Annotated in this window: 6 protein-coding genes and 2 pseudogenes; 1 reads left to right on the top strand and 7 read right to left on the bottom strand. The window is 64.3% G+C overall.

Going from position 1 to position 16,910, the window contains the following annotated elements; genetic code table 11:
- Positions 1–18 precede the first annotated feature (18 nt).
- On the top strand, positions 19–5,097 hold the full coding sequence (locus tag F7P10_RS19105) for a hypothetical protein (protein WP_151010657.1): 5,079 nt from the start codon (positions 19–21) through the stop codon (positions 5,095–5,097).
- A 147-nt stretch (positions 5,098–5,244) separates the two neighbouring features.
- On the opposite strand, the pseudogene F7P10_RS42460 reads toward F7P10_RS19105, so the two are convergent.
- From F7P10_RS42460 to F7P10_RS19075, 7 genes and pseudogenes are all read right to left on the bottom strand, one after another.
- Positions 5,245–5,665 (bottom strand): annotated as a pseudogene (locus F7P10_RS42460) (IS1634 family transposase); the annotation flags it as partial.
- A gap of 481 nt (positions 5,666–6,146) precedes the next feature.
- On the bottom strand, positions 6,147–9,644 hold the full coding sequence (locus F7P10_RS19100; protein ID WP_151010655.1) for a DEAD/DEAH box helicase: 3,498 nt from the start codon (positions 9,642–9,644) through the stop codon (positions 6,147–6,149).
- Positions 9,634–10,635, bottom strand: a complete 1,002-nt coding sequence (locus tag F7P10_RS19095) for a Hachiman antiphage defense system protein HamA (protein ID WP_176611552.1) — start codon at positions 10,633–10,635, stop codon at positions 9,634–9,636. Before F7P10_RS19095 ends, F7P10_RS19100 begins: the two co-directional genes overlap by 11 nt.
- A gap of 148 nt (positions 10,636–10,783) precedes the next feature.
- A pseudogene (locus F7P10_RS19090) lies at positions 10,784–12,417 on the bottom strand (IS1634 family transposase).
- Between the two features lie 567 nt (positions 12,418–12,984).
- Positions 12,985–13,551 (bottom strand): hypothetical protein, encoded by a 567-nt coding sequence (locus tag F7P10_RS19085; RefSeq protein WP_151010650.1) that lies wholly within the window; start codon positions 13,549–13,551, stop codon positions 12,985–12,987.
- A 56-nt stretch (positions 13,552–13,607) separates the two neighbouring features.
- Positions 13,608–15,266: a DEAD/DEAH box helicase gene (locus F7P10_RS19080; RefSeq protein ID WP_151010648.1), complete on the bottom strand. Its 1,659-nt coding sequence runs from the start codon at positions 15,264–15,266 to the stop codon at positions 13,608–13,610.
- 14 nt (positions 15,267–15,280) lie between these two features.
- A complete protein-coding gene (locus F7P10_RS19075; protein ID WP_218040575.1) occupies positions 15,281–16,864 on the bottom strand; it encodes a hypothetical protein in 1,584 nt (527 codons plus the stop codon).
- Positions 16,865–16,910 lie beyond the last annotated feature (46 nt).

The raw sequence follows: 16,910 nt of genomic DNA, 5'->3' as shown, positions 1-16,910 counted from the left end.
CTTTGGAAGGAGTCAGTGTTGATTCTTGACTCGGACTTGCAACGTACGGATGCCAGCGGGGTCGCGTACGAGATTACTCTCGCCCTGCACGCCTTGGCCGTGCTCACTGCCACGCCGGGGGGGCCAGGCCGCAGACGAATTCTGGAACTGGTGCGCTACTTGGCGGGGCGGGTTGGCGCACTCGAAACCGGCTGTGCGATACCTGCCGAGCCCATCCGGTGCGATGGGGCCACCGGAGACCCCATCGGCCTCGGCGCTCTGCTCGCGGAGCATCTCCAGCCCGGCGGGATGGGACTCGAAACGGAGATCGCTGCGCTGGAGGACGCCGGGCTCACCGAAATTTTGTACGACGTCCATCGACGTGGTGAAGAACTCTGCGATTCTGCCTGGCTCACGGATGCAGGCCGCGCCACCCTGCCGATCGGGTCCGCGGGCGACAGTGACGTCCATGTCCTGCTCGAGCCGGTCGGTGACTGGTCCGTGATCGCCACTGTCGCCGCCGAGTTCGGCGCCACGCCCGTGCCGGTGAACAGCACGGCGGCGGAGCCCCCCGACGGCGTCTTCGGCTCGCGGTCATGGTCCCCGCTCACGGCGGGGTACCTGAGGGAGACGGACGGGGCGCTGGAGGCCGCCCGCAGCCTAATTTCGTCGTTGGGACGTCCACAACCATCGCGCATCAGGGCCGACATCACTCCGCCGATCGCCGTCCAGCGGCCGTCCGCGGTGTGCGAGTCGACTACGTCCGCGGCCATCGCACTCACCTATTTGGCGAGCGAAGCCGGCCTGCCGAGTCCAGCAAAGATGGGGGTGCTGCCGCTCGCGGCTATCACGGTCGACGGGGAGTGGATCGCCCCGCGCAACGAAAAGGCCGCGTTGGCCGCCGCGAAGGCGGCTGGCCTGCGCGTCCTGCGGCCTGCGGCGGGCGGCTGGAGGCTGGATGCCGCGGAGGAGTCCGACGGCACGCTGAGCGGTGCCGCTCGGGTGCTGTGGGGTGGGGACTGGGAAGCCGCCCGGAGACGCTGGGACGAGGAGGCGCTCCACGCGTACGGTTGGAGCATCCTGTACACATCATCGTCGGCGCTGACCCCCGTGCCCGGCGGCGACTGGGGGACGGCGGCGCCTGGTCTGCCGCTCATCAGGTCGGACCGCGCCGAAATGCTGCAGGGGCAGTACATCCGGCAGCCGAAGCTCGCGATGATCCTGGGAGGTCCGCCCAACAGCGGGAAGAGCGTCATCGCCCGACAGGTCGCGGAGCACCTCGAAGGCCTGCGATGGCGGACGCTGACGCTAGCCTCGAACGAACGTGTCCTGCCCCGCGCGGACGACCTGATCGCCATTGTGGAGGCAGCGTTCCGGCTGACCGGAATCGCTTCGGGCGAGCAGACTCTCGTGGTGATCGAGGATCTGCGTCCGCTGGGCGGACGCAACATCGGCGACGTGATGACCGAGCTGACGAACCACCTCGAGGTGAGTGTCCTGGCCATCGCCCGATACGGCGCCGGGTCCGGCGGCGACTGGGAGTCCGAGACGGTCACCCCGCTGCCTGCCATCGTCAGCCGCGAGCAGGTCACGGACTTCGTCGCAAGCCTGGTCGATGAGTATCCGGACATCTACGGAGGGGCCACTAGCCTGCTGCCGGACCTGGTCGAAGCCTCCCACAAGGACCTATGGATGCTCGTGCGGCTCATGCGCGAGGCCGACAGCCGACCCGGACCTGCCGTCAAAGTCGGCGACATCCTGGCGAGCTTTATCCGGCGGCGGACCGCCCGGGTGGGCGACGAGCACGTCGAGGAACTGCGCACGGTCGTGGCCGTATCTCTGGTGGGCGACTCCGTGCCCGGCGAATACCTGCCGGAGCAGGTGCTGGAAGCACTGGCGGAGCTCGGCGCCGAGCAGAAGGACGAGGAAGTCCGGTTTCGCAGTCGCGAGTACGCCAGGCTTCTCCTGCGAGAGCTGACGGCTGGTACCCAGGCCCCCGACGAGGAGGAGGTCCCGGCGGCGGAGGCGATCCCCTTCATTGCGCGGCACCTGGTTCGACTGCTGTCGGCGAACCAGTTCGTCCACGCCCGGAGGCTGCTGCGCGCGAGCCGCGCGTTCGACCAGGCGACCCTCGAGGCGTTGTTGCGGAAACCTGAGGTCGAGAGGACGATCGTCGCCTGGGTTGCGTCAGCCTCGCCCCCGAACGCCGCGCACCTGCTCGCGGTGTGTGAACAGCATATGGAGCCGGCGGGGGTGGCGTCCCTGCTCCGCATGCTGCTCGAGCATGTTCCCAGGGCCCCTGAGGTGGACGCTCGGCAGCTCGGGGCCGTGCTGCGCATGGTCTCCCGTTATCATTACCAGCTCGATGGGACGGAGGAGCTCGACCGCTTCGTCGTCTGGCTGCAGGAGCCGGAGAGCGGCCTGCGGGCGGTGCTGACTCGTCCGGCCACGTTGCTCGACCGCTACTTGCTGGCCCGGCGGCTGCACCGGCTCTATAGTCGGCGAGTCGCCGAGCTGATAATCGAGCTGGCCGACGTCTTGGTTCAGGGGGCGATTTCCACCTCAGCCTCCGACCTGGTCAATGTTCGCAGACTGGACACGCTGCTGGCCCGATGCCATCGGGACGCGGACCTACCGCTCGGCCGTCGGCCGCTTGAGACGTCCCCCGTTCTCCAGGACCTCCTGGAGGCCAAACCGGCCGGTAACGCTAAGGTCGATGTGATCGTCGCGTGGCTCTCACTTCGGCTGCATTTTGACGACCGCACGGACTGGACGCAGGTCATCAGCGAATACGAGGTCAGGCTGCGCAGCGCCTTCGTGCGGGCCACCGCGTCCGAGATCGCCCGTGTCCTCGGCGACCTTGCCACGGTGCACCGGGGATTCTGCACGATGATGCTCAACCAGCTGCGCCTCGGCCGCCGGCTCCGTGAGGTGCTGCGCAAGGCGACTGCCGCCGACGCCGCACAGCTGATATCGACGATCGCAGGCATCCACAGCGCGACGATTCGGGCCCTGCTATACGAGGAGGACCGGGATCTGGGAACGCTCCTCCCGAGCGAGGATCTCGCGCACCATTTGGCCCTCCGCATCAGGAAGACCCGGGACGGCAAAGGCGCCGGGCTGCTGCTGAGTAGGACGCACCGGGCCGATGCGCTGTACTGCTCCGGTCGGCTGACCTTCGCGGGCAGACTGGCGCATCACCTGGGTGAGGATTTCGCACTGCAGCAGGTGAACAACGAGATCCGCGCCTCGGTCCTCTACCACCTGTTGCGTGGGCTGTGGGACGCGGGGGCGACCTACCGCAAACGGGTCGAGGATCGGGCGTTCGACCTCATCGTCGGCACGATCAAGTCCCAGTACCGAGCGAACCGCCCGTTTGCAGCCCAGCTTGCCCTGCTGCTCGCGGCCGACGACTACTTCGGCGAGGAGTTCCTGCAGAAGCTCGCTACCGCGATCGATCCTGAACTGCTCGCGTCCCGTATGGCCCAGCGCGGGTTGCGCGACGACGCTGCGGTCCACCTGCACCGACTCGGACGCGCCATCCACCCTGATGTTCCCCGGCGTTACCGTGCGCGGCTACGCCACCTGGACCGGCTGCTCCTGTCGTTCGCGCCCGACGGAGCACCCGCCGCCGCCAAGCAGTTGCAGGTCGCCGCAGTTACACTCCGGCTGGCTGGCGAGATGTCGGCGAACACGGTACTGCTGAGGGAGTTCAAGGCTGCGGTCTCCGCGAGTGGACGCTCCGCCTGGGACTGGGGGACCGAACTCGGCAAGTGCAGGAACGTCAGCGAACTGAGCCAAACCCTCAACATCCTGTACAAGCTCGATCCGCTGACGGCGTCAGATGCGTTGAAGACGCTCGGCGAGAATGGCGGGGAGCAGGAGTTCACCTCACTGTCGGACTTCGTGGCGCGGTCCGCGCTGGATCCTGTGGAGCTCATCGAACTACTTAAGAGCGCGGAGACGATCAGCCCCGGTACCGGCCGCGACCTCCTCGAGAATCTTCGGGCCAGCCGGTTCTGGTACATGTTCACCAAGGAGTTCCAGTACGAGCAGGATCCGGTGACGCAAGGCCGGATTGGCCGGATTCTCGTGGGGCTCGGAGTCGTTCCGGAGCGAGACGATTACCATTGGATGAATTCCTTGGTCACCGAGAGGTGGCTAAAGGTGACAACGCTCCTGGCAAGCCCTCGCGCTGTGTCAGAACTACTGAAGCTCAGCTTCCTGTGGAACCCGGGCTGGGGGCAACGCCTGGCGGCGAGCATCGACGGCGGCAGGATCGTCGGTAGGGTTCGGCTAGGCGCGACACGGGACCTATCTGAGGTGCCCGGTTTGCTGCAGGTCCTCTCTCTGGCTGACCGGTCGGATCTCGTCGAGCAGATCATCGACGCCTTGGCGGAGTTCGACCCCGACCAACTTCAGGAGAGCCTCGGGCTCGTCCGAGGTTCGCAGTTGCTGCGCAAGCTGCGGACACTACGCCCGGGGAGAGTAGACGTGCACGGCGAGGCATTGGTCCGCATGCTGGATGCCGCCCTGCACCGGCATCTCGTCATCGACCCCGAGGCCCACTGGAGATCCATCGGCTGGGCGGCGCAGGCACTGCGAGACTCAGGGCGGGAGCCTCCTGCAACAGTCCCGCACCTGCCGGTCAACTCTGCGCACGGCGCGGACCTCTGCTGGGCCGCAACGTGGCTGCCGGAATCGGACTGGACACGGCAAGTCCTCGACGACGCATTCCCAAAATTCTTGCGGACGGGCGGCCGCTCGTGGGGGCAGGCCGAGCAGGTGGCCATGGCGTTTGTCGCGGGAGTCCGCAGCGGTCTGCTGAGCAGCCCGGCTAGCGACGACGACTACTGGAGCGTCGTCGCGGAGGCGCGGCTGGGCACCGTCGCCATGGTCTTCCGCGAGGGCATGTCACACGATGGCATGCGCCCTTTCCTCTCCGCGTTGAAGCCTGCCGTTCAAAAACGGTTGCGCGCGCCGCAAAACCGGATCGACATTTGGGTCGACGATCTCAGAACGCAACTGAAAGGAATCGCCGACCCGGCAGCCCCTACTCCACCCGGCAACTTGTTCTCTCCTCGTCCGGGTCCAGCCGCGGGGCAAAATTTAGACTAAATATGCTTCTCGTGCGATGGACGGTGCGAGTAGGGTAATTCTGGACGGCCTGCCATTGTGTTGGTTATTGATGCAAAGCGCGAGCGGCGAAGATGTTGTCGAACCCGGCGCCTCGGACTTGAGTTGCACAACTTCAGTGTGTCATCGCGCGGCCAGGTCGCCGGGGGACTTCACGGTGCGGGACCCGACGATGAGCCGCAGCTCTGCGTCGTTGAGGGCGGTCAGGTTGGTCCCTGACAGCATCCCGGCATCGGCGACCACGACCACGTCGGCCAGGCCGTGCCGGTCCTAGACTAGAACTGCTTGACGCTGAGGTGATGGTGCGGGTCTCGGCGTGGTTGCCCTCGAAACAGCCGATCTCCAGCGGCAACCTTTGCCGGTCGACCAGCAGGCCGACCACGGTCTGCGGATTGACCCGCCATTCTTTGGAGTAGTTGGCCCGCCGCAGCGCGTCCTCGTTGTCGGCTTCAAAGTACAGCGTCGTCATGTCGTAGAGCACCAGCGACACCACACCACCGGTGCGGGCGTGAGTGAAGTACTTCTTGGCGATCCGCATCCGGTTGTCGCGCGTGGTGCAGCTCCATTCGGAGCGTGCTATGGGATAATTTGCCGTACCAACAAATTCCCGTTTCCGCAGGTTGACATCCACATGATGCGCCCTCATCCACTGTGGTCCCTTACAGTTCGTGCTCACCTCGTGCTCACCAGCCGTCGGAGGCGTCCCAAAGCACCCACTCATCATATGAGTACTCACCGTAATCGCCGAGGTGAGTGCTGTCGCCAACTAAATCTTGTATCACTGTGGCCGGTTCGGCCGAGTGTCGACTGCCAGCAGAGGGAGGAGGGCGGCTCGCTGACCGGGTCGGCCGCTAAGAGGCAGTGGAGTGTTGTGCCCGCATCCGGAACAGCACCAGGCCTCCCCACAAGTGGCATGAGCGGAAGATCGTTGTAAGACGCTGACCGAGGAGTTGGCCGCAACTGCCTTGCCAAGCCCTGGCTTCTGACCTGGCCCTGGCGCCCAACTGTCCTTCGAGGGGGTAATTCACGTATCAGTGCTTCGGCGCCTTCGGGAACAGGTCGCCTGGCCCGCGATAGCGCAACTGGACCCCGGTGCCGGTGCGGAGTCGTCGGGCACGCAATACTCCCTGGCGCTCGGGATTGAGGTTGATGGGTGCTTCTCCAAGCGGGTCGAAGCCAGTGGACCAAACCTTGATCTTGCCTTGTTCGCCGTCGGTCACGCGTAGCCATGTATCCGGTGCCGGTATGGCGTCGTACCAGGTGACATCCTGCAGGTCCTCGGTCCGATGGCTCCATTGCCGTGAGCGCGGTGTCCGTGCGCGGTATGCGAACGTCGTCCAGGCCGATCGAGATTCGGGTGTCGGCCAGGCTGGGTTGACCGCTAGTTCCGGGTCGAGATCGCGGATCCACTGGCGCATGTCGGCTGCGGATTCGAATGTCGCACCGGTGCTCGTAACTGCCAATATGGCTGCGCGGCGATGGTCGAAGCCAGAGCGGATGAGGATCGAGGCTGCCCGGTTGAAGGTCCCCGTTTCGATGGCGGTCACTGCCGTGCCAGAGAGCACGGTGGCGTCGGAATTGCCTTGAGCGGCCTCATAGACCCTGGCCGCCTCCATTCCCCAGACCAGCCGGTAGATCACGTCGGCCTCGATAAACTGTGCTATGGCTGCGTGGTTGCCGGAGAGGTCACCCAGGGGCCGACCATGAACCCAGTGCCGCAAGACGTCATTCCAGTTGTCGAGCGCCGTCTCAGGAGCGAAGACCTCGACCGCGAACATGGTGTCGGCGATCGCCGCGAGTCGGTCAGCTGCGGTCTCGTAGTTTTGATCCAGGATGGCGGATTCAGCCTGGTTCGCTAGTGCGATGATGTTTTCAGAAACGCTGGAGAGTTCAGACCCGGCGTCTGCCCCTAGCCCGGCGAGGAACCAGCCGCGACGTTGGGAGGACGTAAATGTGCTCCACAGATGCCTGGTCCGGCTGGATACCAGCTCACGGACGGCGGCCGCTGTCTGCTCGTCGGAGCGGCGGAGTTGACGTTCCCAGAGTGAGTCGATCAGAGCGTTGGCAACGATCTGTGTGGCGGCGTCAGCGTCGATTTCCTGGTTGCCGTCTCCGACGGTACTCAGGATCCCGATATCGAGTAGTGCGAGGTTCGATTGCCAATTGGCGGCAGCGGCGGCACGCTCGTCTTCGGGTTCATGAGACACGATGGGCAGGGACCACGCCGGGCCGCCGGTGAGGTAATCGAGGAAGGATTCAATACTTTCGAACCCAAGTGATGCGGTCATCCTCCGAAGGAGGGCGATGCCGACTTCGATGAGTCCTGACCGCAAAGCTTTCCCGCCATCTCCTTGCGTGAGTTCTAACCATTCTCGCCTGCGTGCATTATTAGGCTGGAAGATGGGGTGTAGGACAAGCCCTTCGGTGTCGACGAACGCGCGGCCAGCGCGCCCGATTACGTTTGCGAACTCGGAGCTTTTGAGTAGTTCCCTACCGCGTCGGAGCCCGTGGAAGAGCACCGCCGATGCGGATAGGTTCAGCCCTTGGGCGAGGGTCGGTGAGGCAACAGTGACCCTCAGACTGCCCTGCTGCAGAAGTCGCTCGATCTCACGCCGGAAGGGACCTGGTAGCGCTCCGTGATGGATGGCTACGCCAAGCTGTAGGCACCTAAGGATGGGATGGTCGGCGCCGAACCACTCAGCACCTACAGTGAGTGCGTCGTTCAAGTAAACGTCGGGTGGCAGCACGGAGGAAATGAGCCCTTGGTCATAGAGCTTAATGATCGCGCGAGCGTACGGCTCCACGGAGTTCCGCTGGGGGCAGAAGACAAGGACAGTTTGACCCTCTTCGACCAACCGCCACCCCGTGGCGATGACGAGTTCACGCTGGTTCGCCGGGAACGTCTTCCTTCGTCGGCCGGTCGGGTCTCTTGCCTCGAAGTAGCGGGGAATGAACGGCTGGTCAGGCCCGAGAGTTATGGTAAGCCGTGCGTGGTCGTCGCGCCATTCGACAAGGCCGAAGCGTTGCTGCGTCGGGCGCCATGCCTCGCGATGTAGGCTGTCCGGCTCGTCATCGGTGATCCATGCGACGAAGTCGTCAAGTTCGTTCCCGGAGGGAAACACAGCCGAGAGACAGAGGATGCGGCGCGTCGAGGCGTCTGAGCGTTGTAGCAGCCGCTGAATCTGCGCTTCGTAGCGAACCTCGCGCTCAGAGGCTCCGATCATGTGGCCCTCGTCCAGTACGAGTAGGCCAACGTCGTCTAGTACAGACGGGTCGGAACGAAGCGCGAAGTCGAGCTTTTCCGGGGTAGCCACGACAATCTCGCTGGAGCGCAAGGTGTCCTCGTCAACATCGCTGGTTCCCATGCTGCCGTAGAGAGATGAGACGCGGATGCCCAGCGGCGAGAAGGTTCGAGCTAGGAGTTGCTCGGTCTGGGCGGACAGGGCTCGCAGCGGGGTGACGTAGACTGTACGTTGCTGTTTTGCGAGACACGCCAAGATCGACAGCTCGGCGATGCGGGTCTTGCCGGCGCTAGTCGGCAGCGCCACGACAAGATCCTTTGAGTTCCGGAAGATCCGGTCGACGACGTGGAGTTGGGAGGGCCACAGGTCTATCTCGGAACGCTTCCGTGCCAGGAGCGACTCTACGAAGGTGCGCCGGAGGTCGCGCCACAGTTCGACGCGATCACCAGCTCCCGGCGGTGGTTCGCTGGGAATTTTAATCTCAAGGCTCGTGTCGAACAGGTCCCCCAGCAAACGTCGAGTGAGCCGGTAGACCCACCACGGTCCAGGGGCGCTCACGTCCGAGGAGGCCTGCTCGCCAAGCCGCAGTTCCCCAGCAGCAATCGCAAGGAGTTCCCGGCTGCCGATCTCGATCGCATATAGGGCGGCCGAGACCGCCGAGAGGTAGTTCTCGCTTAGGAGAAGGACAATGGGGCCAACCTGCTCTGGCGATGTGTGCTCGGGCGGTCTCTCATGCTCTGCGGTCAAGGCCGCCAACAGATTCTGTTCTGAGAGTTGGGGCGATGAGCGCAGGGATTGGGTTCGCCGCTCAACGGAGTTCAAGTCGCGCATCGCAAGGTCCGCCAGTGTCTGCTCCATCGGAGTGAGTTGCCCCAACCGCTGGCTCGCCTGTATCAGTGAGAACGCCCGTGCTGCGTAGCCACCGAGATGGCTGGCCGCACCAGCGACGAGTCCGTGAAAGCCAAGATCTGCTGCAGGCGTCGCGTTCCGAGTGGCAGCCTCAAGGGCATAGGAGCTCTGAATGAACCCTTGCTGTGCTAGTGCGATCCGCCCGGCCGTGTTTTCACCTGCGGTCTCCAACAGGTCAAGACTGGTGGAGAGCATCGCGTAGCCGTAGTTGAGCAGGTCCGCGTCCAGAAAGGGACTGAACTGGGGCGCGTCCTGAGGCAACACACCACCGCGTCGAATCATCGATTGGGCTTGCCCACGTGCCAGCAACCGCCCGCGGAAGTCGGCGTCGGTGGCCGCAAGTAGGCTCTCTGTCAAATCCCGAGCCTCACGCGCCACCAGTTGTCACCCCATCGTAGGCGTCCTTGATGAACTTCTGGTGGCCCTTGACTCGAAGCGTGATCGTCAACTGTGACACGGAACCCGAGTAGGCCTTGAGATCTGCTGCCACGTGCGTGCTCGGATCGCTAGCTGTGAAGAGAAACAGCAGATGGCCAACACGATCAGGGCGGACGCCGTCCGAAAGCTGCATTGTTAGCACTGCTTCACCGACGCGACTATCAGCCGTGGGTAGGAGCCGTTCAGCAAATTGGGTGAGCGAGTGGGGCGAGGGCAACTCGTCATTGCGTGCCAAACCTTTGCGAGCTTCCTTGACAGTCTCCTCGCCCAATGAGACGCGGCTCTTGGCCTCTGCCTTGGTGATGCGTGGCTTGCCATCGGAGTCGAGGCTGGCCCCGAGCACGTCGTCCCCTCTCATCGCCCACTCCTGATGGTCGCGCTGGATGAGTCGGCTTGGTCCAACCACGTACCCGCACTCATCGTGCAGGTAGGCCGTCGCAAGGATCTCACCCATGTCTCCAGAACGAGCGTTTGGCTTGGTGGGGAGCTTGTTACGAAGGAACTTTGCCACACCCTCCTTTCCAAGTCGCGAGGCGAGCAGCGCGAGCGACTCTGGTTCGGCGTATGCATCTGGGATAATGGCGACGACGGTGGCGACGCCGGTGGCGTCATCGTACGACTCGAGCATGCCGGAACGGTGATCGCCAATGGACACGAGCGTCCCCATAGTGCACCATCTGCTGAAGTCGGCCATGTTCTCCCTCACCGTCCATCCCCAGATCGAGCGTTCCTGGAGGAATCGTACCGAGGAGGTGGCTTCGGCGGCGTAACCTTGCCAGCGCGACGCCTCGGCGGTGGCTGGCCACAACGCCTCGAGCCGCATCACCACGCCCTTCTGGTCAGTGCTGAGGACCAGCAGTTCATCGGCGGTCCTGGGCACCGGCCTTACCGAGGCGTCGAAGGCGTCGATGTCGGCCGCCGCGCGTCGCACCAGCTGCAGGAGCGCTCGCTGCCGACCACGTTCCCGCAGCGCGTGGAGATCGAGGCGCGGGCGGCGTCGAACGAGCCGCGTACCGTCTCCAGAGCGGCCAGGCGAGCCAGCCCGTGCGAGTGCCGCCCGCCTGAGTTGGCTCATTCGCTTAGTGCGTGAGGTCTGGGTTGTGGATCGCGTCGAGGATGGCTTGCTGCTTGTCGGGGATGGCGGGTGCGAAGGTCTGGTGGGTGCCGTTGATGGCGATGGTGGCCGAGCGCAGTGGCCGGAGTTGCTTGACGACGTTGCGGATCGCCAGCCCGGTGCGTGCCTGGACCTCGCGGCTGACCGCGAGCGTGGTGAACACGATGGTCAGGTGGGCCTCGATGGCGTCGCGGGTGTGGTGGAACATCGGCCGTGCCCGCAGGTCGGTCTTGGACATCCGGAACGACTGCTCGATGCGCCATAGGTCGTGGTAACTGGCGATGACCTCACCGGCGGCCATGGTGGCGGCGTCGATGTTGGTGACATAGCCCTTGAGGCCGGCCAGCCGGCGGGCGCGGGCCAGGGATGCCTCGTCCAGGCTGCGGCCCCGGTCGGTGGTCTTGACGAACCGTGGTGTGCGGGCGGCCTTCTCCCCGGCGATGACGGCGCGGGCCCGGTTCTCCTGCAGGGTGAGGGTCTTGTTGTCCCGGACGGCCCGCTTGGCCGAGTAGGCCCACACCGCCCGCCACGAGCCGGGGTGCCGGTCGGGGTCCCAGACCGGTTCGGCCCTGCGGTGCACGTCGTTCTCGACGACGCGGCTGTTCTTGGGGGTGATGGTGTCGATGACCTGGCCGTCGCCGAAGGCGTCACCGTGCCAGCGCAAGTGGGACTCCAGATCCACCGGCGCCTTGGTGAGGCGGGACCCGACGATGAACCGCAGGTGCGCGTCGTCGAGCTCGCGCGGGTTGGCCGCCGACAGCATCCCCGCATCGGCCACGATCACGATGTCGGCGAGATTGTGACGCCGCTGGAACTGCTCGACGATCGGGGTGATCGTGGCGGTCTCGGCCTTGTTGCCCTCGAAGCAGCCGATCTCGAGCGGGAAGCCGCGGCGGTCGACCAGCAGGCCGACGACGATCTGGGGATCGACGCGGCGTTCCTTGGAGTAGCCGACCTTGCGCAGGTCGTCCTCGTTCTCGGCCTCGAAGTAGAGGGTCGTGACGTCGTAGAGCACCAGGCTGATGTCGCCGCAGCTGTGGGCGTGCTCAAGCACAGGGCCGCGATCCGGTCGCGGTGGCCGGCCTTGTTCACCCGGCCCAGGGCCCGCTTCATCGTTGCGTAGCCGGCCGGTGTCCGGCCCAGATCGTGCAGCACCCGGCCGGTGTCGAGCAGCGAGGTCGGCTCGGTGATCCGTGCGATGACCAGGTCCCGGAAGACCGCGTCGTCGAGCGTGTCGAATCCCAGGCTCGTGAACACCGATGCCAGGGCGTCGAACAGCACCCCCGAGTGGGTGCCCACCACGCGTCCGGGTGGATCCCGGTGCTCTTGTGCGTTCTCCGATCGGGTCACGAGTTCGCCCTGGACGGTCGGTGCCGCGACGAGCGGTTCGGTCTTGGGCAGGGGCTCGATCCCGAGATCGAGGGTCTCCTGCCGCGGGTCGGCGAGCAGACCGCGCGCCTGCTCCAGCAGCATCCCCAGCTCGGTCTTGGTATGTGCCGAACCAACGTGCTTGACGATCCGCTGACGGCCGTCGGCGTACTCCGCGATCTGCACCGCAGTCGCGCCCGAAGCGGTCCGAACTCGCCGGATGGACACCATCCACCGACCCTAGAGCGACGCGCTTAGTGCGTGAAAGCGCGATCTCCTGGAAGAGTCGTCACAGGTCAACACGATGTCAGTTGGTTCCGTCCCGCCCCGTGAGCCAAGTCAGGCTAGAGCGACGCGCTTAGTGCGTGAAAGCGCGATCTCCTGGAAGAGTCCTCACAGGTCAACACGATGTCAGTTGAATCCGCCCCGCCCCGTGAGCCCAAGTCAGGCGGTACGGTTCACCACCCCCGTGGAGGTAACCGTTGGCCAGGTGGAGACAGGAGGTCGCCGGGACGAGGCCGGTGGTTCAGGCCGGTGAGCAGCGGACCCTGCGCAGGACGCGTCAGGACTTGAGCGCGGCGACGGTCTGCTCGACCAGCGCACGGATCCTGGCATGAGACCGGAGGGCGAGTCCGGTGTGATGGGGGAATGACAAGCTGCGGATGTTCCTCGTCGTCAGCGAAAAGGACGGTCACGCCGACGCTCGCTCGTACTGCCAATCAACACGGGGTGAGCGTCGGCTTCTCCAGGGTCGTTGCCGGGTGCTGGACACCTATGAAAGATCCGGAGAACCGCAGCCTACGGTCTCGTGATGAAATCCGGATTATCGATCATGGAGCGGTGCAGGTGGGACAGGTCCACGCCGCAGTGATTCGCCAGCCGAATATGACGCTCGCGCGCGTGCTGGGGGATCGTCTCGCCATCCCTGGTGGTGACCAGGATGCCGGGACGGGTGGGTGAGTCGATGGCCTTGTTTAGTGCCGCCCAGATGAGGACATTCAAGACCCCAGCTTTACCCCAGCAGATGTATCGCCTGGCGTTGCCGTCAGTTGCAAGACAGTGGTTAGGTTTGCCCTCTACCGAGTCCGGGACCACTGACCACCCGGGTTCGCAGAAGAACTGGACAATCTCGCCTGCCCCGCGAAAACGGCGGCGAACGTAGGGGACGAAATTTCCAATACCCTCCTGAGCTCTGGCGTACTCCTTCATCGGTACGTCCTTGATCCATACCCGAACATCCTGATCGCTAGCGAACTTTCGGAGTTCGCCGCCGATTTCTGGGTCATCGAACCATCGGCGGTATTGGGCGGTCTTCCCGGGATTGCTGAGGAACTCCCAATCCAGTTCGTCGGCCGTGTGGTACATGGTGAGAAGGATGCGATGGCGAAGAGCTTCGGGAAGGTTGAGTTGGGGCAAGGCGGCTACTCCAAGGCAGCGAGGGCTGACGGGAACTGCAAGCGGTGCTCGTCGTACGCGGTCTCGAGACTGGCCGCGTCCTTGATCCACTCTTCCATGAGGGTCGCAACCCGTTGGTCGTTGAACTCAATCTGTGATGGGGCAACTTGGTCTAGGACTTCGACCTCGCCACCCTCCAGGCTTCGCTTCATGTTGAGGGCTGCTGCGATCCGCCGTAGATCGCTGACGAAGTCGAGTACGGTTACGCGCTCCTTGCCCTCTCGCAACCGGAGCCCCCTGCCCAACTGTTGGACGAAGATCCGTCGGGAGTGAGTTACTCGGGCGAAGCAGAGGATGTTGACGTCTGGTACGTCTACCCCCTCGTTGAGGATATCGACCGAGGTGAGGATAGGGACCTCGCCGCTACGGAAGGCTAGGAGGCGGCTCTGCCTCTCGCGTTTGGCTAGGCCGGCGTGCAGGGACAAGGCGCCGGACCACAGGGGGGTGCGGCGTAGTAGCTTGGCAAGCCGCTCGGCGTGTTCGACTGTGCGACAGAACACGATAGCTCGTGGATTGGCGGTGGACGCCCATGCGGCAGCCAGTTCGTCTTGGATGGACTCGTCCCGTTGTGGCAGGAATAGCCGAGCGTTCAGGTCCGCCAAACCGTACTCGTGCTCGCTAGCTGCTTTGACAACATCCCAGTCGACGTTGTCGACGAACAACTGGTAGTCAACTTGTGCCAAGTAACCCCGACGCATTCCCTCTTCGATGCCGAGTGTGAAGCTCGCTGCTCCGAAATGGTGGCTGATGTCGTGGGAGTCACCTCGCCAGGGTGTGGCGGTGACTCCGAACTGCCTTGCGATGGAAAGTACATCGAGTAATTCGTCGTACTGCCCGTCCTCGCCGACGTGGTGGGCCTCGTCGACCATGACAAGTGCTGGCCGGTAGCCGAAGCGTGCGGCTGGTAGAGCGGAGCCAACTGTGGCGCAGGTCACTCCGGATAGGTCGTCCGGGCGAGTGTCCCCAGTTAGGAGACGGGTCGGGATGTCCTTGGGGAGGTGTCGCCAAAGGGCGCGCTCCAGTTGCTGGACAAGGTCCTTGGCGTGAGCGACAACGAGAACTTGGTCCGAAGGGTGACGGCGGAGGTGTGCATCGATGACCTCGCCACCGACCACGGTCTTGCCGAGCCCCGTGGCCAGGACGAGTAGAGCACGTCCGTGTGACTCCAGGTCTTTGTCCAGGGACCAGAGAGCTTCGGCCTGGTAAGAGCGAGGCGTCACCGTTCCGAAACGAGGCGGGATCCCCTTGAAACTGCGGGCGAGATGACCACCCTCCCAGAGATGGATGCTGGGACGGATACGCGCTAGAACGTCGACGCGGCGACGGGCGTCCGGGCTGAAGCGGCTGTTGGTTACGACGACCGCCTGATGCGCGCAGTAGTGGTCACGTGCATTGTCGACCTCTTCCACGGCGTCAGCTCCGACGACCCCCCGTCGCTTCCACTTACATTGGAAGACCCACAGCTCTCCACGCCGACGAGCGAGGACGTCGCCACCCTCGTCGCCGGAGCCGTCGATAACTGCGACGTCCGTGAAGCCGAGATGCCACAGGAGCCGCTCGACACGCCTAGGGAACTGCAGGGGCCCGGCATCGAGAAGGGGGGCGGGATCCAGGAAGCTTTGCATTGCCTCTCCGATCCTCAACTGTCGTCCGCGAGGTCGCGGGCGATCAAGCGGCAGCTGACACGGATGCGGCCCAACTCCTCTGGAGTGACCTTCGGCCGGTGCTGCGCGAGAAGCGCCAGATCGCTTAGGGGGTTCATCAGGCGCTCCACCATCAAGTCGCGGGCGTCCGAGGCCGACAGCGCAGCATAGGAGCGCCGGAACACCTTCCCGTCCATAAAGAGCGCTGGAGATTCGCTGATGACGCGCAGGACTGCACTGGCGGGTACGAAGCGGATGAAGTCCCCGTTGTTGACCGCCTCGTTCCAGTCGAGCCCGGGCTCAGACTCCAAGGCGAAACGCTCTTGGGCGGACTCTCTCTCGTCCGCTCGTAGCTGCAGCCAGTGAACAGCAGGTGTCTCTGCGATTACCGGGGCCATCAGGGTGCGGATCCGCTCCAACAGCTGCTCTGCCTCATCGGCCATCGCGGTCGGTGTGAGGCGGGGGCTGGAGGAGCGTTCTTTGAACAGGAGCAGCAACTGTGACAGCGGTGTGGAGCTGTCGTTCTGCCGGACGCGCATGTACTCGGCTGCCTCCAGCAGCGCGATGTCACGCATGTCCGCCCCGTGCTCACGGTAGAGCTGGTGATCTGAGTCGACGAAGACCTCCAGCCGGGGGGAGCGCAGCATGATGGCGAAGGCCGGGGTCTCCTGCCCCTTGGCATTGTTGAGTCGCTGGTCCCGCACTGCCCAGACCCTCAGTTCGATCCGACCCATCTCGGGAATCAGGTACTCCCCAGCGAGGTCAGGGAATTGGTCTGCGCTTTTGCGGTAACGTTGCAGCCGCTGTTCAAAGGTCTCTACTGGCGCTGGCTCCCCGGTCGACGGGACATCCTCAGGCCCGGGAACTTCCTGGCCCTCGTCGTCCTCCCCAGTCGAAACCGCTGGCCCGAGTCCGGGTAGAAGCTCGTCGGTGCCGCTGTCCGAGTCGGAACCCGGCTCGTCTTGATGCGGGTGATCGTGGCTGTAGGCCGCCTCGTACCAGATTTCGTCGCTCTGGTAGTCGAGATGCTCGTCCCGAAACAGCTTCGCCCACTGTACGGTCTTCTCGTGAATGGCTTCTTTACCGTTTCCGGGGACCAAGTAGTTCAGGCCGGGATCCTGTCGGCGGAAGCCCGAGTAAAGAATTGCGAGCCGACTTTCATTTTCCGGGAGTTGGCGCCGCTTGGCGATCTCCGGGCGCAGTGGGCTCTCCCCGCGGATGGCCCGTAGCACCTGGTGCCACTCGGCGGTTTCGAACTCGAAGGCTGTCTTCTGGTAGTTCGGGGTGACGTGATCGCAGTGAATCTCACCGACAATGCGGCCTGTCGCTGCTTTGGAGTCGATTGGGTACTCGAGTTCCGGCTCGCCGAGGCCGTCTTCGTCGGTCCAGTAGAAGACCCGCTTGTCCTTGAGGAGGATCTTACGGCCGTTGCGCAGGAAATCGATGCCGTAGTCCGTGCGGTGTACGTAGCGTTGGATGCCGAGCCAACCCCAGATGCGGCGGGAGCGGACCTCAAGCCGGTCCTGGTCGCACTCACGGCAGTGATCAACGTCGAGCGGATTCCAGTATCCGCAGGCCATGCACGCCTTCTTGTCCGAGAGGGGCTGGTCTATGTGTTGGACCGCG

This window comes from Actinomadura sp. WMMB 499 (assembly GCF_008824145.1).
In the GTDB taxonomy this organism is placed as follows: Bacteria; Actinomycetota; Actinomycetes; order Streptosporangiales; family Streptosporangiaceae; genus Spirillospora.
Note: the sequence above shows the minus strand (reverse complement) of the source record. Positions and strands in the feature narration are given on the sequence as shown.

Bases quoted from the DNA above. Each gene is read 5' to 3' on its own strand.
- F7P10_RS19085 (WP_151010650.1), bottom strand. From the start codon at position 13,551: ATGTACCACACGGCCGACGAACTGGATTGGGAGTTCCTCAGCAATCCC.
- F7P10_RS19080 (WP_151010648.1), bottom strand. From the start codon at position 15,266: ATGCAAAGCTTCCTGGATCCCGCCCCCCTTCTCGATGCCGGGCCCCTG.
- F7P10_RS19075 (WP_218040575.1), bottom strand. From the start codon at position 16,864: ATGGCCTGCGGATACTGGAATCCGCTCGACGTTGATCACTGCCGTGAG.